At 65.2% G+C, this 21650-nt stretch carries 17 protein-coding genes and 2 pseudogenes; 8 read left to right on the top strand and 11 right to left on the bottom strand.

Translation table 11 applies throughout. The annotated features are described in order from the left end of the window. Positions 1-3 precede the first annotated feature (3 nt). Positions 4-335, top strand: a pseudogene (locus B586_RS19735) (alpha/beta hydrolase); the annotation flags it as partial. An 8-nt stretch (positions 336-343) separates the two neighbouring features. Here B586_RS19735 and B586_RS01310 read toward each other — a convergent pair. The 3 genes and pseudogenes from B586_RS01310 to B586_RS01300 form a co-directional block, all read right to left on the bottom strand. After that, complete coding sequence (locus B586_RS01310) at positions 344-1648, bottom strand: amidohydrolase family protein (RefSeq protein ID WP_054878918.1); 1305 nt, start codon at positions 1646-1648, stop codon at positions 344-346. A 117-nt stretch (positions 1649-1765) separates the two neighbouring features. Continuing rightward, positions 1766-1939: pseudogene (locus tag B586_RS22660) on the bottom strand (CoA transferase); the annotation flags it as partial. 87 nt (positions 1940-2026) lie between these two features. Continuing rightward, entirely contained in the window at positions 2027-3046 is a 1020-nt protein-coding gene (locus B586_RS01300; RefSeq protein ID WP_054878920.1) for a MaoC family dehydratase, read from the bottom strand. A 55-nt stretch (positions 3047-3101) separates the two neighbouring features. Between B586_RS01300 and B586_RS01295 the strand changes: the two genes are divergently transcribed. Together B586_RS01295 and B586_RS01290 are read left to right on the top strand one after the other, a co-directional pair. Continuing rightward, positions 3102-4259 carry an acyl-CoA dehydrogenase family protein gene (locus B586_RS01295; protein ID WP_047314433.1) on the top strand — a complete coding sequence of 386 codons (1158 nt, stop codon included), beginning with the start codon at positions 3102-3104 and terminating at the stop codon, positions 4257-4259. A 152-nt stretch (positions 4260-4411) separates the two neighbouring features. Next, a complete protein-coding gene (locus tag B586_RS01290) occupies positions 4412-4813 on the top strand; it encodes a CD225/dispanin family protein (RefSeq protein WP_054878921.1) in 402 nt (133 codons plus the stop codon). A 133-nt stretch (positions 4814-4946) separates the two neighbouring features. On the opposite strand, the gene fadD4 is transcribed toward B586_RS01290, so the two are convergent. The 3 genes from fadD4 to B586_RS01275 are packed head-to-tail and all read right to left on the bottom strand — an operon-like array spanning position 4947 to position 8333. After that, the gene (fadD4, locus tag B586_RS01285; protein ID WP_047314435.1) at positions 4947-6488 is read right to left on the bottom strand and encodes a fatty-acid--CoA ligase FadD4; all 1542 of its coding nucleotides are present in this window, start codon (positions 6486-6488) and stop codon (positions 4947-4949) included. Positions 6489-6546: 58 nt separating this feature from the next. After that, positions 6547-7617, bottom strand: a complete 1071-nt coding sequence (locus B586_RS01280) for an S-adenosylmethionine:tRNA ribosyltransferase-isomerase (protein WP_054878922.1) — start codon at positions 7615-7617, stop codon at positions 6547-6549. Further along, a complete protein-coding gene (locus B586_RS01275) occupies positions 7617-8333 on the bottom strand; it encodes an SDR family NAD(P)-dependent oxidoreductase (RefSeq protein WP_054878923.1) in 717 nt (238 codons plus the stop codon). The genes B586_RS01280 and B586_RS01275 overlap by 1 nt, the downstream gene beginning before the upstream one ends. A gap of 59 nt (positions 8334-8392) precedes the next feature. Here B586_RS01275 and soxR point away from each other — a divergent pair, with 59 nt between their 5' ends. Continuing rightward, positions 8393-8848: a redox-sensitive transcriptional activator SoxR gene (soxR, locus tag B586_RS01270; protein WP_047314438.1), complete on the top strand. Its 456-nt coding sequence runs from the start codon at positions 8393-8395 to the stop codon at positions 8846-8848. A gap of 26 nt (positions 8849-8874) precedes the next feature. On the opposite strand, the gene B586_RS01265 is transcribed toward soxR, so the two are convergent. From B586_RS01265 to B586_RS20640, 3 genes are all read right to left on the bottom strand, one after another. Continuing rightward, positions 8875-10704: a phosphoenolpyruvate carboxykinase (GTP) gene (locus tag B586_RS01265; protein ID WP_047314439.1), complete on the bottom strand. Its 1830-nt coding sequence runs from the start codon at positions 10702-10704 to the stop codon at positions 8875-8877. A gap of 199 nt (positions 10705-10903) precedes the next feature. Further along, positions 10904-12454 (bottom strand): hypothetical protein, encoded by a 1551-nt coding sequence (locus B586_RS01260; RefSeq protein WP_047314440.1) that lies wholly within the window; start codon positions 12452-12454, stop codon positions 10904-10906. Beyond that, complete coding sequence (locus tag B586_RS20640; protein WP_211141655.1) at positions 12451-13668, bottom strand: hypothetical protein; 1218 nt, start codon at positions 13666-13668, stop codon at positions 12451-12453. The genes B586_RS01260 and B586_RS20640 overlap by 4 nt, the downstream gene beginning before the upstream one ends. A 390-nt stretch (positions 13669-14058) precedes the next feature. Here B586_RS20640 and trmB point away from each other — a divergent pair, with 390 nt between their 5' ends. The 3 genes from trmB (at position 14059) to mmpL3 (ending at position 18553) form a co-directional block, all read left to right on the top strand. Continuing rightward, positions 14059-14808, top strand: coding sequence for a tRNA (guanosine(46)-N7)-methyltransferase TrmB (gene trmB / locus B586_RS01250; protein WP_054878925.1), 750 nt, complete (start codon positions 14059-14061; stop codon positions 14806-14808). A gap of 75 nt (positions 14809-14883) precedes the next feature. Further along, complete coding sequence (locus tag B586_RS01245; protein WP_156406684.1) at positions 14884-15624, top strand: NYN domain-containing protein; 741 nt, start codon at positions 14884-14886, stop codon at positions 15622-15624. A gap of 64 nt (positions 15625-15688) precedes the next feature. Continuing rightward, on the top strand, positions 15689-18553 hold the full coding sequence (mmpL3, locus tag B586_RS01240) for a trehalose monomycolate exporter MmpL3 (protein ID WP_054878926.1): 2865 nt from the start codon (positions 15689-15691) through the stop codon (positions 18551-18553). Positions 18554-18578: 25 nt separating this feature from the next. On the opposite strand, the gene B586_RS01235 is transcribed toward mmpL3, so the two are convergent. Next, positions 18579-19697, bottom strand: coding sequence for an AI-2E family transporter (locus B586_RS01235; protein ID WP_054878927.1), 1119 nt, complete (start codon positions 19695-19697; stop codon positions 18579-18581). A gap of 171 nt (positions 19698-19868) precedes the next feature. Between B586_RS01235 and B586_RS01230 the strand changes: the two genes are divergently transcribed. Further along, on the top strand, positions 19869-20993 hold the full coding sequence (locus B586_RS01230; protein ID WP_156166397.1) for a lysylphosphatidylglycerol synthase transmembrane domain-containing protein: 1125 nt from the start codon (positions 19869-19871) through the stop codon (positions 20991-20993). On the opposite strand, the gene B586_RS01225 is transcribed toward B586_RS01230, so the two are convergent. Then, positions 20990-21517 carry a hemophore gene (locus tag B586_RS01225; RefSeq protein WP_054878928.1) on the bottom strand — a complete coding sequence of 176 codons (528 nt, stop codon included), beginning with the start codon at positions 21515-21517 and terminating at the stop codon, positions 20990-20992. The genes B586_RS01230 and B586_RS01225 overlap by 4 nt on opposite strands. Positions 21518-21650: the final 133 nt, after the last annotated feature.

Below are 21650 nucleotides of genomic sequence, written 5' to 3'. Positions count from 1 at the left end.
CCGGTGTTGGCACTACTGGGCGCCGCGACGTATTGCCGGTCCCGGACGTTGCCTTCGGCACGGGCGGTGCTGGCGATGCGCGGGCACCGCAAACCCGCGACCCACATCGATATCGAGGTGATCACCTTGGGATCCGGAGTCGGCGTTCGGTTGTTCCGGCCCGTCGGCGTCACCGAACCGGGGCCCGCACTGCTGTGGATTCACGGCGGAGGATACGTGCTGGGGACCGCGCAACAGGACGACCGGCTGTGCCACCAGCTCAGTAAAACCTGGGCATCACCATCGCATCGGTGGAATATCGGCTGGCACCCGAATATCCGTATCCCGCGCCGTTGTAGGACTGCTACTCGGCGGCGTAGGCGATGTCACCGGCGATAATCGTCGCGGCCACCAGACTAGCGTCCAGTTCAGCTAGCACCACGGTGGGCGATTCCGTGAGCACGCACAGATCCCCGGGCTGCCCGACGTCCACCGCCCGTGCCCGGCCCGGTTCATCGGGCCAACCCAAAAACATCGTCAAAGCTGTTCGCGCCGAGATACATTCGTTTGCGTTAAGAACGGCGCCGCCGAGTGTGGTGCGGTGCACCGCGGCGCGCATAACCGCCCACGGGTCGCCGCAGCCGAACGGCATGTCGGTCGACAGCGCCACGCCCACCTTCGCCTCCAGCAGGGACGCGACCCGCCATAGCTGACCATGTTCGGCGGCTGGAACCTGGGCGAGATACTGATCGCCGCGCTCGGCGACGAAGTTGGGCTGCGTCACCACGGTGACACCGAGGTCGGTGAGGTCGGTCAAACTGTCGTCGGGCACAACGGCGGCGTGCTCGATACGGTCGCGCCGATGACTACCCGCCGCATGCAGGGCCGCGATGGTCACCACCAGCTGGGCTGCAGTCACGCAGTGCACCGCTATTGGCCGATCGTCGCGGTGCTGGTCGGTGATCCATTCCGTCAACGCGTCCAGGTCGAGAAAATCGTCCTGCAAGATTTTCTTACCGGGCGACAGGAAACGCACCTGGGGCCGAAATTCACCCCGCCGGTGCGCCACCAACAGCGAAACCATGTCGTCGGCGCCGAGATCGGGTGTGGCGTCGGTGACGCCAGTGACTCCGACCGCGGTGAGCCGGCGGCTGAGTTCGCCGAGGTCGCTATCGCGGCGTTGCAGCGCCTCGGACCAGACACGATCGCTGCTGCGTAGGCGCCCGTCCTGGTGCTCGGCCATGCCGACCCGGCGCAGTGCTGCAGAGTTGAGGGTCCACAATGCGCCACTGCGGTGCTGCACGCGCACGGGAATGTCGGGCACCAGAGCATCCAACGACCTCCGGTCTAGCTCACCGGCAACCGACTCGTGATAGCCGACCGCGCGAATCCATCCGTCTGGCCCGGGCAGGGCATTCCACAATACTTGTGCTAGTTGGTTTTTGGTAACGACGACAGGTGGACCGACTCGAAGCGAATCCAATGCGGCCGCCGCGGAGCGTAGGTGCATGTGGTGGTCGTGCAGGCCGGGAAGCACGGTTCCGCCGCCGGCGTCGAACACGGTCTCGCCTCGCCTGGCAGCCAGGTTATCGCCCACCTCGTCGACCCGCGCGCCAACCCGGATATCGACCATCGCGCCGTCCAGCAACGTGGCCCGCTGAATCAGCATGATAGGCAGCCCCTTTCGAAGACCATGCGTCGCACGGTGTCGTCATCAGCGCCATGCTGGGCCGCCGGCTTCGCAGCAGGCGGGGCCGGTGGCGGTAACGCCGGGTGCGCGCAGACCGGCGTTGTCGTCGGGTCCGAGCCGGCGGCGCACCAGTGCCGCGGGCCGTGAGCCTTCGATCACGATGTCGGCGACGGTCAGCAGCGCGCGTAACTCATCGGCTTGACAGCCGAAATCCAGGAAGTAGGACAACGACCCAACACGTTGGCCCCGGAGAAGTCCGGTGGCCCGTCGGGCATACCGGTCAGGTAGGCCAGCCCGCTGCTTGCCCAGTCGCTGGCCCACCGGGATGGTGCAGCTCACGACGCCGAGCCTATGCGATCAAAATTGCAGCGCGCTAAAACGCCAGTCCAGCACCGGTCGGTCGGACTCGCCGGCCTCCGACACCGCGTAAACCAGCGACCGCAACCCCAACACGCCTCCCTGCTCGGTCGCCGCGGCGGACTCGACGTGCAACTCGCTGTACAGGGTGTCCCCCTCGTGGACGGGACCGGTGTGGTCGCAGGACCTCCAGCCCAGCACCATCGCCAGATTGGGCAGCATCCGGCCGGCCTGGGCCAGCGCCAGACCAATGGTGTGTCCGCCGTAGACCAGCCGGCGCCCACCTACCCGCGAATCATGATGTGTAGCAGCGATATTCGTCGTAAGCCTCGCCAGTTCCGGTGCGCTGCTGACGATGTCGCCGGTGCTGCGCAACACCGCACCCGCGATCCCGGCGTCGAAATGCGGGCCGGGCACCCGTTCCCGGAAGGCCGCCGCGTCCCACTGCCCGGTCGGATCGGAGGCCGGCCCGGCGGCGTCGGCGCCGACGGTGGACAGGTCATCGGTGCGACTCAGCGCGTCGTCGGGGTGCCAGGCCGGGCTGGCGGGCAGCATGGCACAGCGGTAGAAGTCGAGCACCAACCGGTCGGCCTGGTCGATTGTGGTCATTCGCAGCGCCGCCATTCCGGTGGGAGCCCGGCCAGGTTTCGCCGAGTTAGCCTGCAGCCCAACCACTTCGGTGCGGGTGTAGAGGGTGTCACCGATGACCGGAAAGCGGTGAAAGATGAGCCCGCGGTAGAACAGGTTGGCTTTCACCCGCTGGGTGACCAGCGTCGACTGCCCGATCGCCACATCGCAAACTAGTCCTGGGTGCGCCAGCGTGGCGGGTGCGCCGATCACCGCGGCCGACAGTTCGGCGTCCAGAGCCAGACGCATCCGGTCGCCCACGATCGCCTGATGAACCGCCGCCATCCCCGACGTCAGCGTCAACGCCGGCGCCCAGTCAAACACCTGACCGATTGAGAGGTCGTCGAAGTAGGGCCCGCCTTCGCGTTGGCCCGCATACCCGTTCGCAGTCACAACGCCACATGCTGGCAGGCTGTCGATCAGGGGGTCAATACGGAGGGCAACGCGGATGAACAGTGAACGCAACGACGACGAAGAAATGCTGGTCGCCACCGTGCGGGCATTCATCGATCGCGATGTTAAACCGACCGTGCGTGAGGTCGAGCACGCCAATGCCTACCCCGAGGCGTGGATCGAGCAGATGAAACGGATCGGCATCTACGGCCTGGCCGTTCCCGAAGAATACGGCGGGTCGCCGGTATCGATGCCGTGCTATGTGCGGGTCACTCAGGAGCTGGCCCGGGGCTGGATGAGCCTGGCCGGCGCGATGGGCGGACACACCGTCGTCGCCAAACTGCTGACGCTGTTCGGCACCGAGCAGCAGAAGCGCGCCTACCTGCCACCGATGGCGACCGGCGAGCTACGGGCCACCATGGCGCTAACCGAGCCAGGCGGCGGCTCTGATCTGCAGAGCATGTCGACTACCGCACTGCCAGACGGCTCCGGCGGCCTGCTGATCAACGGGGCTAAGACCTGGATCAGCAACGCACGCCGATCCGGCCTGATCGCCTTGCTGTGTAAGACCGACCCGCAGGCCACGCCGCGACACACGGGCATGTCGATCCTGCTTGTCGAGCACGGGCCGGGTCTGACGGTGTCGCGCGACCTACCCAAGTTGGGCTACAAGGGCGTTGAGTCCTGCGAGCTGACGTTCGACAACTTTGCGGTACCGGTGTCGGCGATCCTGGGTGGCCGCATGGGCGAAGGCTTTTCGCAAATGATGAAGGGTCTGGAGACGGGCCGCATCCAAGTGGCAGCCCGAGCCCTCGGCGTGGCGACTGCGGCACTCGAAGACGCACTGGCCTATGCCCAGCTCCGGGAAAGTTTCGGCCAGCCGATTTGGCAGCATCAGGCCGTCGGTAACTACCTGGCCGACATGGCGACCAAACTCACCGCCGCCCGTCAGCTCACTCGCTATGCCGCCGAACGCTACGACAGCGGCGAGCGCTGCGATATGGAGGCCGGGATGGCCAAGCTGTTCGCTTCCGAAGTCGCGATGGAGATCGCCCTGAACGCGGTGCGCATCCACGGCGGCTACGGCTATTCATGCGAATACGATGTCGAACGCTACTTCCGGGACGCGCCACTGATGATCGTCGGCGAAGGCACCAATGAGATCCAGCGCAATGTGATAGCCGGGCAGCTGGTAGCCCGGGGAGGCATCTGAGCAAGTCCTTGCAGCTGCCGCATGAGTGTGCTCGCACCGGAATTCGCGAAATCCACGCCAGCAACTGACTGGTGCTGTATATTTGCCTGACTTCGGCGCCGGCAACCCGACGCCAGCAGTGAGCTTGTCGTAGCGGAGGAAAGGCAGTCGCCATGAGTAATCCGCCATCGCCGTACCCCGGTTCCTCAGAGTGGCCCGGCCAACAACCAGAGTGGCAAGGGCAACAACCCGGGTGGCCGGGGCAACAGGGAAGCTGGCCGGGCCAACAGGAGCCAGACAACTACCTCGTCTGGGCAATTCTGTGCACAGTCCTGTGTTGCCTCCCGTTTGGGATTGTGTCGATCGTGTACTCCACCAAGGTCTCCGGGCTGTGGAGTCAAGGGCGCTATGCCGAGGCGCAGGCCGCGTCCAATAACGCCAAGAAGTGGGCCATCATCGGCGCGATCGTTGGCGCCGTCGTTGCCGTGATAGGTACAATTCTCTATGTTGTACTCTTCGCGGTGGCCGTCTCGAACGCTCCGTCCATTACCACCACCACATTTTCGGGCTTCTGAGGCAGAGCCCCGCACATGCGGCGTTGAGCATCAACAGGTTTGATGTGCGGATCGCCATCGCTATCTTGCGTCTGCGAGGTGCGCATATCAGTCGCCGAGCGCCACCGACAGGTCGACCAACCGGAACATGGTTTCACCCCGAATATTTCTCGACCAGCTCGTTCTTGTAGAGCTTCCCGCTGTCGGTACGTGGCAGTTGTGCTTCGAACGTGATGGATCGTGGGCACTTAAAGTGCGCCAAGCGGTCTCGCAGCCAGGCCAGCAGCTCATCGGAGAACTGGTCGGTGGCGTCGGCCGGGTCGACGGTCTGCACCACCGCCATGACGTGTTGACCCATTTCTTCGTCGGGAACACCAAACACCGCCGCGTCAAGCACCTTTGCGTGGGTGACCAGAAGGTTTTCGGCTTCTTGTGGGTAGATGTTCACCCCACCCGAGATGATCGTGTGGTGGCGCCTATCGGTCAAGAACAGGTAGCCCTGGTCGTCGAGGTAGCCAACGTCGCCGACGGTCACCCAGCCGTGTTGGTCGCGCGACGCAGCGGTTTTCGACGAGTCATTGAGGTATTCAAAGGGATACCCACCCTCGAAAAAGATCTCCCCGGGCTGGCCCGGCGGCAGCTGGCTGCCGTCGGGTCCGAGGATGTGAACCGCGCCCAGCATGGGTTTGCCGACCGAACCCGGATGAGCTAGCCAGTCCTCGGCGGTGATCAGCGTCGAGCCGATCGCTTCCGCGGATGCGTAGTATTCGTCAATGATCGGTCCCCACCAGTCCATCATTTTCCTCTTGATGTCCACCGGGCACGGGGCGGCGGCATGTATCACCCGCTTGAGGCTGGATATGTCATACGAATTACGGACATCTTCAGGAAGTTTCAGCATCCTGACGAACATGGCCGGCACGAATTGTCCATGGGTTACCCGATAGCGCGCAATGGCGTCGAGCGTTCCCTGCGGGTCAAAATTCTCCATTACGACGGTGGTAACACCCGCAGCCTGCACGCTCATCGACCATACTGCCGGAGCGGTGTGGTAAATCGGCGCGGGACTCAAATAGACCGAGTCGCGGTCCATCCAAAAGTCAAGTAGCGCCGACATCATGCCCGGCGCCGCGTCCGGGGCCACATGTGGCAGTTCACGTTTGATCCCCTTGGGCCGACCGGTGGTGCCCGACGAATACTGCAGCAGATCGCCCTCGCGTTCGTCGTCGATCGGGGTGTCCGGTTGATCGGCAACACATTCCGGGTAGCGCTCCCAACCGGCGAGATCGCCGTGCGGGTCGGCGCCGGCGATCATCACTAGGTGTGGCAGCCCATCCGGAAGGTGTTCGGCCAGCTGCTGGCAGGTCGCGCGCAGCGCCGCCGAGCCGATGATCGCTTTGGCGCTGCTGTTGTCGACGATGTAAGCCACCTCCGGCGGAGTGAGGTGAGTATTGATCGGCGTGTAATACAAGCCGCTGCGGCGAGCCGCCCACATGACCGCATGGATGTGTTCGTTGTTCTCCATCAGGATCGCGACGGTGTCACCCTCACGCAGTCCGGCCTGACGGAACCTGTGGGCCAGCCGGTTAGCGCGGGCTTCCAAGTCATCGAAGGTGATGACCGTCCCGGACGGGTGCACGATGACCGCGGGTTTGTTGGCGCCCTGCTGACCGGAAATGTGCTGGCGAATCTGCATGGGCCCGACTGTACGACGACCCGGCCGGTAACGGGTGGATGCGGCGACAACGCGCAAGTCAATGACACCCTGCTGCCGGCAGCAGCAGCGCACTATCACCGAATTCATGCCAGAGATAACCGTGTTCGATTGCCTCCCGGTACGCCGTGGCTACCAGGTCCTGACCCGCGACGGCCTCGAGCAGCATCAGGTGCGAGGCGCCAGCTTCATGCCATCCGGTGATCAGGCCATCAACCACCCGGCGCGGGCGGCCAGCACCGAGCACCAGATTCGTCCAGCCAACGGCTGGCTGTACCAGGCCGTCGGCGCTGGCGGCCGACTCCAATGCCCGGGTCACCGTGGTACCCACGGCGATCACGCGTCCACCGGCGGCGTGCGTCAGGTTCACCAACCGCGCGGTGGCGGGCCCGACGGCGTATAACTCAGCGACTGGTGGTTCGCCAAGCTGCGCGGACGACACCCCCGCGTGCAGGGTGATCGGCGCGATAGCAATGCCATCGGCCACCAGAGCGGTCACTAACTCTGTGGTAAATGGTCTTGCTGCACTGGGCATTTCAGCGCTGCCGAGGTGGCGGGCGAAGACGGTTTGATAGTAGTGCAGCGGCCACTGTCGCGGCACGTACGAGTACCTGATCGGCCGGCCGTACCGGGCGAGGTACGACACGACGCTGCCGCCGAGGCCCTCAACAGCCACCCGCGCCGTCCACAGCCGCGCGCCATCGATTCCAGCTCGCGGGTAGGACGATCCGATGACGATGGCGCCGCCGCCGGGCATGTCGATGCGTTCGCCAGGCCGAACGTCGGTCAGGTGCCCGGTCGCATTCCCGTCGGGCCGGAGTTCAACCACCCACAGCTGGTCGGCGAGCGCGGTGCAGAAGTGGATGGCAATCAGATTTCCGGCCCGGCGGCCGTCGACCGCGGCCGCCAGGGTGGCGGAGTTATTCACCACCAGCAGGTCGCCGGCCTGTAGGTAATCGCCGAGGTCGGCGAATCGGGCGTGGCTGACGCCGCTAGACCGGGCGACCAGCAATCTGACCGCATCGCGCGCGAGACCGCGCGCTTCCGGCGGCTCGGTGGCGTCGGAGTTCGGGGGCCGGTGGAAATGGGTGCGCGGCCGCACCGCGAGCATCACGGCCGCGCTCCAGACAGCGCCAGATCTACGGCGCGGTACCGCCCGGCGGCCGGCCGGATATCGAGCAATCGCAGCAATGCCGGCACCTTTGCCTCCGGCTCGGCGCGGTCGGAGATGTCCTCGCCGGGGAAGGCGGCCTGATGCATCTCGGTCCGCATGTCGCCCGGGTCGAAGGCGTACACCGACACGGCGGGAGCCTCAGCGGCCAGGATGGCCGATAGCTGATCGAGTGCGGCCTTCGACGAGCCGTACCCGCCCCAGCCCGGATACGGCTCGACGGCCGCGTCGGAGCTGAGGTTGACGATTGCGCCTGCGTTGTCGGCAAGCGCCGGCAACGCTGCCTGAATCAGCGCAAGCGGGGCAAACACGTTGGCCTGATACACCGCCCACAGCTCGCCGGCCGGGTACTCGGCCAGAGCCGGTTGCGGGCTTGGACCGAGCCGACTGGCATTGTTCACCAGCAGGCGAAGCGGCCCGGTGTCGATTGCCGCGGCGACCAATGCGTCACGGTGCGACGCATCGGTGACATCGCCGGGTAGGGCGATTAGCTGTGCCGAGTTCAGCTGTCGGGCAGTCATTTCCAGATCGGTGGCTCGGCGGGCATCGCCGACGACGGCCCAGCCACGGTCCAGCAACGCGGCGGTCACCGCTCGGCCAAACCCACGTGATGCACCGGTGACAATGGCGACGGGACGGGTGTGAGATTCAGTCATACAGCCATACTGATAGTTGAAGTAAACTTTAAGTCAAGTCCTCAATTTGAGTAGGCCACATGGATAAGCGCGATTTGTTCACCGTCAGCGAGATCGCCGAACGCAGCGGCTTCGCCGCGTCGGCAATCCGATTTTACGAGCGTCAAGGCCTGATCACTGCGTCCCGTACGGGTGGCGGACAACGCCGATTCGAACGACAGATGCTGCGGCGCCTGGCGTTCATCCGGGCGGCCCGCAATGTCGGATTGACCCTGGACGAGGTCGCGGCGGCACTGGCGAAGCTACCGGATCGGCGTACTCCAACGCGCGCCGACTGGGCTCGGCTGTCCAAAGACTGGCGCGCACGCCTCGATGATCAGATCGCGGGGCTGGTGGCGCTGCGCGACAATTTGGAATCGTGCATCGGTTGCGGTTGCCTGTCGCTGAAGCGATGCGGCATCTCTAATCCAGGCGACTCGGCAGCCGTCGCCGGATCGGGTGCGGTCTACCTACCGAAGTCGTTGCGGCGTAACTAATTTCGCCGAGCAGTCCGCCGCGGGCGTTAGTCCGCCTCTGCCAGCCGCTGCTTGAGCGCTTCGAACTCGTCGCGGACGCCGGTAGGCAGCTTGTCGCCGACGAACTCAAACCACTCTTCAATCAACGGCAGTTCGTCACGCCACTCGCCCGCGTCCACCGCGAGAGCCTGGGCAACGTCGCCGCTGGTGATGTCGAGCCCGTCCAAGTCCAGGTCCGCGGCGGTCGGCACAATACCGATCGCGGTGTCCTGTCCGCCTGCCTGGTGTTCGATGCGGTCGACGATCCACTTCAACACCCGGCTGTTCTCGCCGAAGCCCGGCCACAGGAACTTGCCGCCTTCGCCGCGGCGGAACCAGTTGACGAAGAACACCTTCGGCAGCTTGGACTCGTCGGAGTTCTTGCCCAAGTCGATCCAGTGCTGGAAGTAGTCGCCGACGTGGTAGCCCATGAAAGGCAACATGGCCATCGGGTCGCGCCGCACCGTACCGACCTTGCCCTCGGCGGCGGCGGTCTGCTCGCTGCCCATGGTGGCTCCCATGAAGACACCGTGTTGCCAGTCGCGGGCCTGCGTCACCAACGGCACCGTAGTCTTGCGGCGGGCACCGAACAGAATGCCCGAGATCGGCACGCCCTGCGGGTCGTCCCACTCCGGCGCCAGGATCGGGCACTGCGACATCGGCGTGCAATAACGTGAATTTGGGTGCGCCGCATTGGTTTCCGTCTCGCGGAAGTACCAGTCGTTGCCCTTCCAGTCGACCAGGTGCTGCGGGTCGCCTTCCAGACCCTCCCACCACACGTCGTTGTCGTCGGTGAGCGCGACATTGGTGAACACCGTGTTGCCCGCGGCGATGGTCCGCATGGCGTTCGGGTTGGACTTCCAGTTGGTGCCCGGCGCCACCCCAAAGAAACCGAACTCGGGGTTGACCGCGTAGAGCCGGCCGTCCTCGCCGAACCGCATCCACGCGATGTCGTCCCCGAGCGTCTCAGCGCGCCAGCCCGGGATGGTCGGTTGCAGCATGGCGAGGTTGGTCTTGCCGCAGGCCGACGGGAACGCCGCCGCGAAGTAGTAAGCCTTGTTCTCCGGGGAGATGAGCTTGAGGATCAGCATGTGCTCGGCGAGCCAGCCCTCGTCGTGGGCCATCGCCGAGGCGATGCGCAGCGAGTAGCACTTCTTGCCCAGCAGCGCGTTGCCGCCGTAGCCGGAGCCGTAGCTCCAGATCTCGCGGGTCTCCGGGAAATGGGTGATGTACTTGGTCTCATTGCACGGCCACGGCACGTCTTTTTGCCCCGGCTGCAGCGGGGCGCCCACCGAGTGCAGGGCCTTGACGAAGAACCCGTCGTCGCCGATCTTCTCTAGGGCGGCCGTGCCCATCCGGGTCATCACCTTCATCGACACGACGACGTATTCGGAGTCGGTGATCTCCACGCCCAACTTCGGGTCCTCGGCGCCCAGCGGGCCCATGCAGAAGGGCACCACCCACATGGTGCGACCGCGCATGCAGCCGCGGTACAGCTCGGTCAAGGTGGACCGCATCTCGGCGGGGGCCATCCAGTTGTTGGTCGGTCCGGCGTCGATCTCGCGCTCGGAACAGATGAAGGTCCGAGACTCCACCCGCGCCACGTCGGAGGGGTCGGACAACGCCAGGTAGGAGTTGGGGTGCTTTTCGTCGTTCAGCTTCTTGAAGGTGCCCGCCGCGACCAGTCGCTCGGCGAGCCGTTGCCATTCTTCGTCGGAACCGTCAGCGAAGACCACCCGGTCAGGCTGGGTCAGTTCGGCGACCTCCGCTACCCACGACAGCAACTCCTGGTGGTTTGTTGGCGCGGTGTCCAGACCGGGAATGGTCGCTGAGGTCATCGAAGTCTCCGTCTCCTGAATTCTTCTGCGTACTTAGTCGGCTTCTCGTGGTCACTGCTGCACTCGCCGGCATTTGCCCACACAAACGCGTTATCTACAGGTTATCGTGACGAACTTGTCCCGGAAGGCGCGGGCAGGTATAAGCCTGCTCACAACAACGATTCAGAAAACCTTAAACGATTCAGAAATCGTAAATGCGTCAGGAATTGTCACCATTCGCACTCCTGGAAGCCGATTCGCTGGTTGCGCTCGGGCCTTCGGGGCCCGCTGGGCCCTGGTGGTCCTCGTCGCCCTCGGGTGTGGGTATACCCGGATCACCCAGTTCTGCACGCACAACATCGAGCGCGGCTTGCACCGTCGGCATCTCCCGATCACGCGCCGCCTCGGCCCGCGCCGAGGCAATGGCGTGTTCGCGCAATTCGCTGTCGATAACACTGACCTGATCGGCCACCCGAGCATTCTCGACCTCATCATGCGCTGCCAGTGCGGTGCTCAGCGCCGACTCGACAGCCAGTACCCGGGTGGCGACCAGCTCTTCCACCGTGGATCGCAGTGACGCCGTCACGTCGCTCGCCCACCGGTCCAGCACCGCACGGTCACGTAACAAGCCACGGATGTTGACCACCACGACGGTCAACGCCAGTCCGATCGCCACGCACACGACGACCCCTGCGGCTTTCAGCCCGGGAGCCAGACCGACCACCACGCGACCCAGCGTCAGCGCCACACCTAGTCCGAATCCGGCGCCCAACAGCATCATCAGCCAGGTTTCGGCCCGCCGCGATTTCAGCAGCGGGGCTCCGACGTCGATCACCGGCAGCGCTTCGAAGGCGGGCGGGGCGACCGGCAAACCCATCACCTCCGCGACCTCGGCGAGGTGTCGTGCGGTACCGTCGCTCACCTCGGCGACCACCTGCGCCGCCCGGCCGCGCGCATACCCCTCGAAACCCGGCATGTCCCGCCGAGATAGACCCGCGGTGTCCTCTTGCAACTCGCCACGCATCGACGAACAACAGTTGCGGGCAAAGTACGACAACTGGACCCGAGCCTGCTGGATCAGACCGCGCAGCGTAATGCTGCGCTCGGATTTCGACTGGCGCCGCTCCCGCAGGGCCGTGCTGCGCTGTGCGCGCAACGCGTCAACCCGTACCCGCCGGCCGGCACCCTCGGCGTCACGATCGAACCTTTCCGCCGCCGTTTGGAGCCGGGACTCCCACGCCCGCAACCTATTTCGCCTAGCGATATCCGAGTCGGCGAGTTGCTCTGAGACGATGTCGACCAAATCGTCGACCTGCGGTTCACCGGCATCAGGCAACGCCGCCGCGCCCACCCAGGGCACCTGACGGTAGCGGGGCGCGTGCGCGGCCAGTGCGTCGCGGTTGGCGGTAACCACGTCGCGCCAGGTCCGGTGCATGTCGATCTTGGACACCACGCCGATCACCACGTCGGTGTGGTCGACGGCGGCGTCCAGCAGCGCACAGTCCGATTCCGTCAGTTCAGCCGCGGCAGAAACGACGAACACCACCGCCAGCGGCGCATCGCCGGGCCCCAGGTCGGTCGACTCGACGAACTTGTGCTGCGGCAGGCGTTCGCGTAACGCCGCGGCCACACCAGTTGCGCCAGCCATCCACGGCCCGGTCACCAGCACCACCTCCTGGCGATTGATGGCAGGCGAACTCAGCCCGGGCCCGACCGCTGCCACTAACGCGTCCACCTGGGCGGCCGGATCGTCGTCAGCCGCGCTGATCACCGGGCCTCCCTACCGTCACCGGGCGCAGCAGCCTGGGACCAGAGCCGTAGCGACCCTCTGACGATATCCGCGCCGCATGAACGGTGCAGCTCGCTCACCGGGCCGAGGCTTCCGACGCTATAGCGCTGCCAGCGCACCGCCCGCGACAGATGCGCGGCCGGATCGTCAGCCGGGTCGACACCATCCAGCTTCAGTGGCGATCGCGAGTGCGGCGGAGCCGTGCGAAGCGGGTCGACACCATCCAGCTTCAGTGGCGATCGCGAGTGCGGCGGAGCCGTGCGAAGCGGGTCGACACCATCCAGCTTCAGTCCGGCTGCCAGCCCAGACGCCTGGGCCAGGTCGATAGCGGAGGCCATCCGAGCGACCACCGTGTCGTCACGGGATAGGAACTCGCAGATCCGCTCGCCGAGCCTGTCATCACAGACGGCGAATGCCTCTAATTCCGCGACGGCCTGCAGCACCCGCCGGTAACGCACCTCGGCGCCAACGGCAGCAACTTTGTCGACGACGGCATCGACGCCGCTGACCCGGCGCAGCAATGCCCGCACTTGCCTAGCCGTCCCGCCTTTGCGCAGCGCCGCCACCGCGAGCGCGGTCCCGAACAGGTCGAGCGTGTCCAGTAAGCGCCGCCGGTCCGCAGTCGGCACCGGGCTATTGGCGGCCAAGAAACCGTCGACCGAGCCAGCAAGGCAGGCATAGCCGCCCGGATCGGCGGCCAGCATTCGCAGCGCGGCCCACAAACCTTCATCCAGGCATTCGCCTGGCCGATCGTCGAGCGCGGCGACGGCGAGTAAACCGATCATCGGCTGCACGGGTACCCCCACCAGCTCCGAAAATTGCGCGCAGCGGCTCCGCGCCGCCGCGATGGGTCCGTCGCCGGCGAACCCCACCAAATCGGCTTTGTTCAGCACCACCACGATCAGGTGCCGCGCCGCGGCGATGGCCTCCCTGTCCTCGGGTTTGAGCACTTCGGCGATCAGGTAAACGTCCAGGTCGGCGGCGTCAGTGCGCGGCGTCACCGCGAGCCCCGAGGTGCTTCCCACGCGGTCCAGGGCACGCGCCACCGTGCGGCAACCCACTCCCCGGCGGCCGCGGACAGCCACGTGCACTGGCGCGGCGGCTCGCTCCGCGATCGCCGTCACCCGGCTGTCAGCGGTCCTGGCCGCAAACCGGGCCAGCTCGTCGACAAAAATCTGGTGCCCCCGTTCTGTCACGTCCCGCCTGCCCGAACCCATTAGCCCGATCGCCCCGATCCCTTGCCGGTTTTGCCTCTTCGGGTGCAGGGTTTGCCTCGTCGCCCAACTCGGTTCGTTTGCCGGGGGGCCGATCAGGCCCTACCGAATGGTGGCACCTCCGTTGCCAAGATGCGAGCCACCGCTACCAGTTGAAAGCAACTGTTGGGTATCAATCTGGACCAGGGGCGGCTACGTCAGGGGTTCATAGGCCACCATGGACAAATGCATGCGCAACCCGGGGTGAGGGTACGTCCCGACACGCCGGCGGCGGCGGAACCCCAAACCAGCCCGGCCCACGGACCGGATTCGCACCTATCACCGGCGCCGTGTGACCTCAACCAGCCTGAGCATGGCTCCGAACAAAGTGGTGTGAGACGCCACCTCCCGGCCACGGCTTTTCGTACGCGACGCTCCGCCTTGTCACACGCTCAGCGCCAAACCTGGGAGCGACTGTGGCCAGAACTGGGTTTGATAAGCGGCGACCCGCTGCACCCGGCTTCGCCGCCCTTGCGATCGCCACTAGGCATTACGGCGGTGCCCCAAACCCCGAGCAGCGAGCCGCTGGACACCAACGCGTGGTTCGGGCGTTCCGCCCCGGTGGTGCTCGAGGTCGGCTGCGGCAGCGGCACCTCGACGCTGGCCATGGCGCAGCACGAACCCGATATCGACGTGATCGCGGTGGAGGTTTACCGGCGCGGGCTGGCGCAGCTGCTGTGCGCGATCGATCGAGACCAGGTGCGCAACATTCGGATGATCCGTGGGAACGCGGTCGACGTGCTGCAGCATCTGATCGCGCCGAGGTCGCTGACCGGTGTTCGTGTGTTCTTTCCCGATCCATGGCCTAAGGCACGCCACCACAAACGCAGGTTCCTGCAACCGGCCACGGTTGCACTGATCGCCGACCGGCTACTGCCCGGTGGGGTCCTGCACGCCGCGACCGACCACCCCGGCTACGCCGCGCAAATCGCCGAGGTCGGCGACGGCGAACCACTGCTGAGGCGTGCCGATGGCGGCACCGGGCTGCCAATCTCAACCGTTCGCCCAACCACCAAGTACGAAACGAAAGCGCAGCATGCTGGTAGCGCCGTCACCGAGTTGATTTGGGAAAAGCGAAGTTGATTTGTAAAAAGTGAAGTTAATTTGCCGAAAGCCGAAATTGATCTTGAAAGCAGCACAGTTGATCTTGATAAACCGATGACTATGCGGGTGGCAGAAGAAGCAACCTCCGCAGCGGCCCCGGAAACACCGGAGCCACTCATACCGCCGGCACTGCCCGGCAATTGCGTCGGGGACCTGGGTAGCTTCGCTCCCCCGGCCAGGCGTGTGCTGTTGGTTTGGGACGCGCCCAACCTCGACATGGGCTTGGGCTCCATCTTGGGCCGCCGTCCGACCGCCCTGGAACGTCCGCGTTTCGACGCACTGGGTCGCTGGCTGCTAACCCGCACGGCAGAAGTGGCAGCCGGCCATCCAGACGGCACGATCAAACCCGAGGCCACCGTGTTCACCAACATCGCGCCGGGCGGCGCCGACGTGGTTCGACCGTGGGTGGACGCGCTGCGTAACGTGGGGTTTGCGGTCTTCGCCAAGCCGAAAATTGATGACGACAGCGACGTCGACCGCGACATGCTCGCCCACATCGAGCAGCGGCACAACGACGGGCTTGCGGCGCTGGTGGTGGCCTCCGCGGACGGTCAAGCGTTCCGTCAACCACTGGAAGAAATCGCGCGCGCCGGAATCGACGTTCAAGTGATCGGATTTCGTGAACACACTAGTTGGGCGCTAGCGTCGGATACCTTAGAGTTCGTCGACCTGGAGGACATCACTGGTGTTTTCCGGGAGCCCTTGCCGCGAATCGGCCTAGATTCGCTGCCCGAACAAGGGGCGTGGCTGCAGCCATTCCGGCCGCTGTCTGCGCTATTGAACTCGCATGTGTGACACTGGCGCGTTGAAAACCGAAAAGGCACTGCGCGGGTCGCTACAGATCCAGTAAGGAGCTTACGTGTTCGCCTGGTGGGGTCGAACTGTGTACCGCTACCGGTTCATCGTAATCGGGGTCACGGTAGCTCTGTGCCTGTGCGGCGGAGTTTTCGGGCTGAGCCTAGGTAAGCACGTCACGCAGAGCGGTTTTTACGACAACAGCAGCCAGTCGGTGCAGGCCTCGATCCTCGGCGACCAGGTCTATGGCCGGGACCGCAGCGGCCACATCGTGGCGATCTTCCATGCGCCCGACGGCAAAACCGTCAATGACCCGGCGTGGGCGAAGAAGATCACCGATGAACTCAACCAGTTCCAGCGGGACCACTCCAACAAGGTGATGGGATGGGCCGGCTACCTGCGCGCGCCCGACACGACCAACACGGTCGTGCAGGGCATGGCCACCCCGGACAAAAAGTACACGTTTGTGTCCATCCCGCTTAAGGGCGACGACGACGACACCATCCTCAACAACTACAAAACCATCGCGCCGGACCTGCAAAAACTTGACGGCGGCACCGTCCAGCTCGCCGGCCTCGACCCCATCGCCGAAGCCTTGACCGGCACCATCGCCACTGACCAACGGCGCATGGAAGTCCTGGCGCTGCCGCTGGTGGCGGTGGTGTTGTTCCTGGTGTTCGGCGGTGTGATCGCAGCCTGCTTGCCGGTGATGGTGGGCGGCCTGAGCATCGCGGGCGCGCTGGGCATCCTGCGCTTCATCGCGCTCTTCGGGCCGGTGCACTTTTTTGCCCAACCGGTGGTTTCGCTGATCGGCTTGGGCATCGCAGTCGACTACGGCCTGTTCGTGGTGAGCCGGTTCCGCGAGGAGATAGCGGAAGGCTACGACACCGAGACCGCGGTGCGGCGCACGGTGATGACGGCCGGGCGCACGGTGACCTTCTCGGCAGTGCTCATTGCCGCGTCGGGAGCCAGCCTGCTGCTGTTGCCGCAGGGCTTTGTCAAGTCGCTGACCTATGCGCTCATCGCAGCGGTGACACTGGCGGCTCTGTTGTCGATCACGCTGTTGCCCGCGTGCTTGGCGGTTTTGGGCAAACATGTCGACGCACTCGGCGTGCGGACCCTGTTCCGGGTGCCCTTCCTGCGTAACTGGCGGGTTTCGCGCGCCTATCTCAATTGGCTCGCGGACCGGCTGCAAAAGACCAAGACCCGCGAAGAAGTCGAGGCTGGCTTCTGGGGCAAGCTCGTCAACTTCGTGATGAAGCGGCCCCTGGTTTTCGCCATCCCGATCGTTGTCGGCATGATCCTGCTAGTTATCCCGCTGGGCAACCTCTCTTTCGGCGGCATGAGCGAGAAATATCTGCCGCCCAACAACGCGGTGCGGCAGTCACAGGAGCATTTCGACCAACTCTTCCCGGGTTATCGCACCAACCCGTTGACACTGGTGATCCAGACCACCAACCACCAGCCCGTCACCGACCAGGAGATCGCTGACATTCGCAGCAAAGCGATGGCGATCAGCGGGTTCAGCGACCCGGACAACAACCCCGCGAACATGTGGCAAGAGCGCACCGTGGCGCCGGGCGCCTCGAAGGATCCGTCCGTCCGGGTCCTGCAGAACGGCTTGATCAACCCGAATGACGCGTCGAAGAAGATCAACGAACTGCGCAGCATCACGCCACCAAAGGGCCTCACGGTGTCGGTCGGTGGCACCCCGGCTCTCGAGCAGGATTCGATTCACAGCCTGGTTGCGCAGGCCCCGCTGATGGTCGTTGTGCTGATTACCACCACCATGCTGTTGATGTTCTTAGCGTTCGGGTCTTTCGTGTTGCCGATCAAGGCCGCGGTGATGAGCGCGCTCACGCTCGGGTCCACCATGGGCATCCTGACGTGGATCTTCGTCGACGGGCACTTCTCCAAATGGCTGAACTTCACGCCGACACCGCTGATGGTGGTGATCATCGCTCTCGTCGTCGCGGTCGGCTATGGCTTGGCGACCGACTACGAAGTGTTCCTGGTATCCCGGATGGTGGAGGCACGCGCAGAAGGCATGTCGACCCAGGAGGCCGTCCGGATCGGCACCGCGACCACCGGCCGCCTCATCACGGCGGCCGCATTGGTCCTTGCGGTGGTCGCCGGTTCGTTCGTGTTCTCTGACCTGGTGATGATGAAGTACCTGGCCTTCGGGCTGATGGCGGCGCTGCTGCTGGACGCGACCGTAGTGCGTATGTTCCTGGTGCCGTCGGTAATGAAGTTGCTCGGCGACGACTGCTGGTGGGCGCCGCGCTGGGCTCGGCGCCTGCAAAACCGCATCGGGCTGGGCGAAATTCACCTGCCCGACGAGCGCCGACGGCTCACTGTCAACGGGCGTCCCGTCCGACCTCCGGTCACAGCGGCCAACCTGGTCGCTGCGGCGCCGCGCACACCGCATGACCCCACTCACCCCGCCGCGCTGCAGCCGTCGCGACGGGCGCATCCGGGCCTGGCGAGCCGGCCGGAGACCAAGCGGCCCCAGGAGCTGCCCGCTGGCGCGAGCACCGCGCGGATACAGACGAGGCCGAGCCAACCAGCGGAAGCGACGACGACCCGTCTGTCGGTGCCTGGCAACGCCCCGACCACGACAGCGGTGTCCAGCAGCCAAAGCGTGCAGACCGCGCCGCTCGCCGCAACGCGACCTTCGTTACCAACCCCGCCACCGTCCGCCGGTCGGACGCGGGCCATGCCGGTTGCAGCGAACCGCTCCAGCGATAACGCCAGCGATCCGGCAGAACCGACGACAGCGCTGCCGATCATGCGGCCATCGGACAACGACTCCGAAGCCGCCACCGAGAAGTTGAACGCCCGAGGACAAGGCGACAATGCGCGCCAGCGCCGTCGCGCCGGCGGTGGTGTTAGCGCACAGGATCTGCTGCGCCGCGAAGGACGGCTCTAAGCCTCACTCCCAGCTCTCTTTGGGGTTATCCGGTTTCGGTTTGGCTGACGTCCCCACCATCACCGGTCTGCTGGCCTGCTGCGGCAGATGGATCCGGAGCCAGCAGCACCTGGATCGCGTTGTTGAGAAACGCGACCGTCGGGACTGCTAATAACGCGCCAACGATCCCCGCGAGCACGCCGCCGGTGGAAATAGCGAGCACCACCGCGAGCGGATGAATCGAGACCGCACGGCCCATCACCAACGGCTGCAGCAAATGGGTCTCGACTTGGTTTACCGCGACCAGCAAACCGAGCGTGATCAGTGCGTAGACGATTCCTTTGGCAAGCAGGGCGACCACCACGGCCAAAAAGCCGGCGATCACCGCACCGACCAGCGGGATGAAGGCGCCGAGAAACACCAATGAAGCCAACGGCAGCGCCAGCGGCACACCCATGATCGCCAACCCCGCGCCCACACCGGCCGCATCGGTCAGGGCCACCAGGAACGTGGCCCGCACGTAGCCGATCAGCGACCCGTATCCGGCGCGGCCGGCCTCCAGCACCTTGTCACGGACATTGGCCGGGACGATCTTGGCGACGTACTGCCAGATATCGCGGCCGCCGTACAGGAAGAAAATCAGCGTGAACAGCACCAGCACCGCCGCCGTCACCAGCTCGGTGATGGCGGCCGCAGTGGACAGTGCACCGCTGGTCAACTTCGCTTGGTTGTTGTGCAGCGCCTGGATCGCGGCGTTGCCCGCATTATCGATCTGTTCACCCCGCAAATGCGCTGGCCCTTCGATCAACCATTTGCGGGTGTTGTCGATGCTGTGGGTTACCTGCTCGGTCAGATCGGGCAAACCCACGACAAATTGGCTGATGACAAAGGTCAGGATGCCACCGAGGATCGCGAATCCGCCTAACAAGACCAGCGACACCGCGGCACCGCGCGGCAGGCCGCGCGCGTCCAGCCAGTCCACCACCGGCACCAGCAACGCGCTAATCACCAACGCCAGCAACACCGGCACGACGATGACTTCAAGCTTTTTCAGCACCCATAACAAGGCGACCACCGCAGCCAAAATGACTAGCAAACGCCACGCCCACGCTGTGATCTTGCGGACCCGGGGCTCGACCGAAGCGTCGTCAAGGCTCGCCAACATCCGCCCAAGCCTAGCCGGCCCGCTGGCTGGGCCAGCGGCTTTGACAGGGCCGTCCGAGGCCAGCTCAGGAAGCAGGGGGCTGGCACGATCCGGTCACGACTCTAGACCAACCCTGACACGGTCGGAGATGCGCTGCGATTACGGCACCACCTGCACGGTTACCCTAAGCCTGTGTCGCACGACGCCCCTGTCCGAAGACTCCGCCAGCGCGTGGGGGCGCCGCCCGCTGCCGGGGGAGAGGCCGCGCGCGGCAAATACTGGTGGGTGCGATGGGTGGTCCTCGGCATCGTGGCCATCGTGCTGGCTGTCGAGGTGGCGTTGGGATGGGACCAGCTGGCCAAGGCGTGGACGAGTGTGTATGAAGCCAACTGGTGGTGGCTGCTCGCTGCGGTGCTGGCCGCGGCCGCGTCGATGCACAGCTTTGCCCAGATCCAACGCACCCTGCTGAAGTCCGCCGGGGTGCACGTCAAGCAATTGCGGTCCGAAGCCGCGTTCTACGCTGCCAACTCGCTGAGCACCACGCTGCCGGGCGGGCCGGTGTTGTCGGCGACGTTTCTGCTCCGTCAGCAGCGCATCTGGGGTGCGTCGACGGTGGTGGCGTCGTGGCAGCTGGTGATGTCGGGTGTGTTGCAGGCGGTGGGTTTGGCGCTGCTCGGGCTGGGCGGCGCTTTCTTCCTGGGTGCGAAGAACAACCCGTTCTCGTTGCTGTTTACCCTGGGCGGCTTCGTCGCGTTGTTGCTGCTGGCTCAGGCGGTGGCGTCGCGGCCGGAGCTGATCGAAGGGATCGGCAGACGGGTTTTGTCGTGGGTCAACTCGGTTCGCGGCAAACCAGCCGATACTGGCCTGGATAACTGGCGTCAGACGCTCACCCAGCTCGAATCGGTGAGCCTGGGCCGTCGCGACTTGGCGGTGGCATTCAGTTGGTCACTGTTCAACTGGATCGCCGACGTGGCCTGCCTGGGCTTCGCCGCTTACGCGGCGGGCGATCACGCTTCGGTCGCGGGGTTGACGGTCGCCTATGCGGCCGCTCGTGCGGTTGGCACGATACCGCTGATGCCGGGCGGCCTGCTGGTCGTCGAGGCGGTGCTGGTGCCAGGCCTGGTATCTAGCGGCATGTCATTGCCCAGCGCCATCTCGGCAATGCTGATCTACCGGCTGATCAGCTGGTTGCTCATCGCCGCTATTGGCTGGGTGGTGTTTTTCTTCATGTTCCGGACCGAGAACATGGCCGACCCCGACGACGTAGATACCACCGTGACCAATCACCCGGGTCAGACCGCAGCGGGCGACAGTTAGCCGACGTGCTGTGACCGCGAGGGACCCGGGAGCGGCACGGTCACGGTCGGTGAGATGGCCTGGATGTCGCTCAACGGCAGCGCACTGGTGGCACCGCCAGGCAGGTCTGGCAACCCTCCCACGCCCTGCACCGACTGCATGAGACCCATCGCCTGCGGAACGGTGATCGGCAGCTTGCACTGTGTCGTCAGGCCGGCCAGCGGTTGCGACATCGTCTGCAGATCACCAGCAACCTTGGGATTGGCCTCGAAATAGGACTTCAGCGACGTCAACGATTGCGGACCCGCTTGCTGCTGCAGCAGCGTCGTCATCGTCTGGTTGGTCTCTGGGTGCGCGTCCAAGTAGTCGCCCATCGACTTGGCGACAGAACCGATGGTCCTGGCCATTTCACTGGCCGCACATGGGTCGGGCGCAGCAGTCGCCGACGGCCCGGTCAATACGGCCGCCACCGCAGCACCTGGCAGGACGGCGGCGATCAGCCCTGCACAAAGCCTGCGGCGCCTGGTCGCAATGCCTGTGTTCATGGATCACTCCTTACGGTTTGCGCCTGGCCGCCGAATCAGCACGACTTGCAAACGGCTGCGATCTTTCGTGTGCGTCCCCCGACGCCCGCGCGGCCATCTGTCATCCTGCCATCCCCGACCCCCACACGGCCAA

This window comes from Mycobacterium haemophilum DSM 44634 (assembly GCF_000340435.2).
Classification (GTDB): domain Bacteria; phylum Actinomycetota; class Actinomycetes; order Mycobacteriales; family Mycobacteriaceae; genus Mycobacterium; species Mycobacterium haemophilum.
The sequence above is the reverse complement of the archived record's forward strand: the minus strand, read 5'-3'. Positions and strand labels throughout refer to the sequence as shown.

What these genes read in the sequence shown, in the direction of transcription:
- B586_RS01265 (WP_047314439.1), bottom strand. Translation starts at nt 10,704, where the DNA reads ATGACCTCAGCGACCATTCCCGGTCTGGACACCGCGCCAACAAACCAC.
- B586_RS01225 (WP_054878928.1), bottom strand. Translation starts at nt 21,517, where the DNA reads ATGAACACAGGCATTGCGACCAGGCGCCGCAGGCTTTGTGCAGGGCTG.
- B586_RS01310 (WP_054878918.1), bottom strand. Translation starts at nt 1,648, where the DNA reads ATGCTGATTCAGCGGGCCACGTTGCTGGACGGCGCGATGGTCGATATC.
- B586_RS01275 (WP_054878923.1), bottom strand. Translation starts at nt 8,333, where the DNA reads ATGACTGAATCTCACACCCGTCCCGTCGCCATTGTCACCGGTGCATCA.
- B586_RS01295 (WP_047314433.1), top strand. Translation starts at nt 3,102, where the DNA reads ATGAACAGTGAACGCAACGACGACGAAGAAATGCTGGTCGCCACCGTG.
- fadD4 (WP_047314435.1), bottom strand. Translation starts at nt 6,488, where the DNA reads ATGCAGATTCGCCAGCACATTTCCGGTCAGCAGGGCGCCAACAAACCC.
- B586_RS01235 (WP_054878927.1), bottom strand. Translation starts at nt 19,697, where the DNA reads ATGTTGGCGAGCCTTGACGACGCTTCGGTCGAGCCCCGGGTCCGCAAG.
- B586_RS01245 (WP_156406684.1), top strand. Translation starts at nt 14,884, where the DNA reads ATGACTATGCGGGTGGCAGAAGAAGCAACCTCCGCAGCGGCCCCGGAA.
- soxR (WP_047314438.1), top strand. Translation starts at nt 8,393, where the DNA reads ATGGATAAGCGCGATTTGTTCACCGTCAGCGAGATCGCCGAACGCAGC.
- B586_RS01290 (WP_054878921.1), top strand. Translation starts at nt 4,412, where the DNA reads ATGAGTAATCCGCCATCGCCGTACCCCGGTTCCTCAGAGTGGCCCGGC.
- B586_RS01280 (WP_054878922.1), bottom strand. Translation starts at nt 7,617, where the DNA reads ATGCTCGCGGTGCGGCCGCGCACCCATTTCCACCGGCCCCCGAACTCC.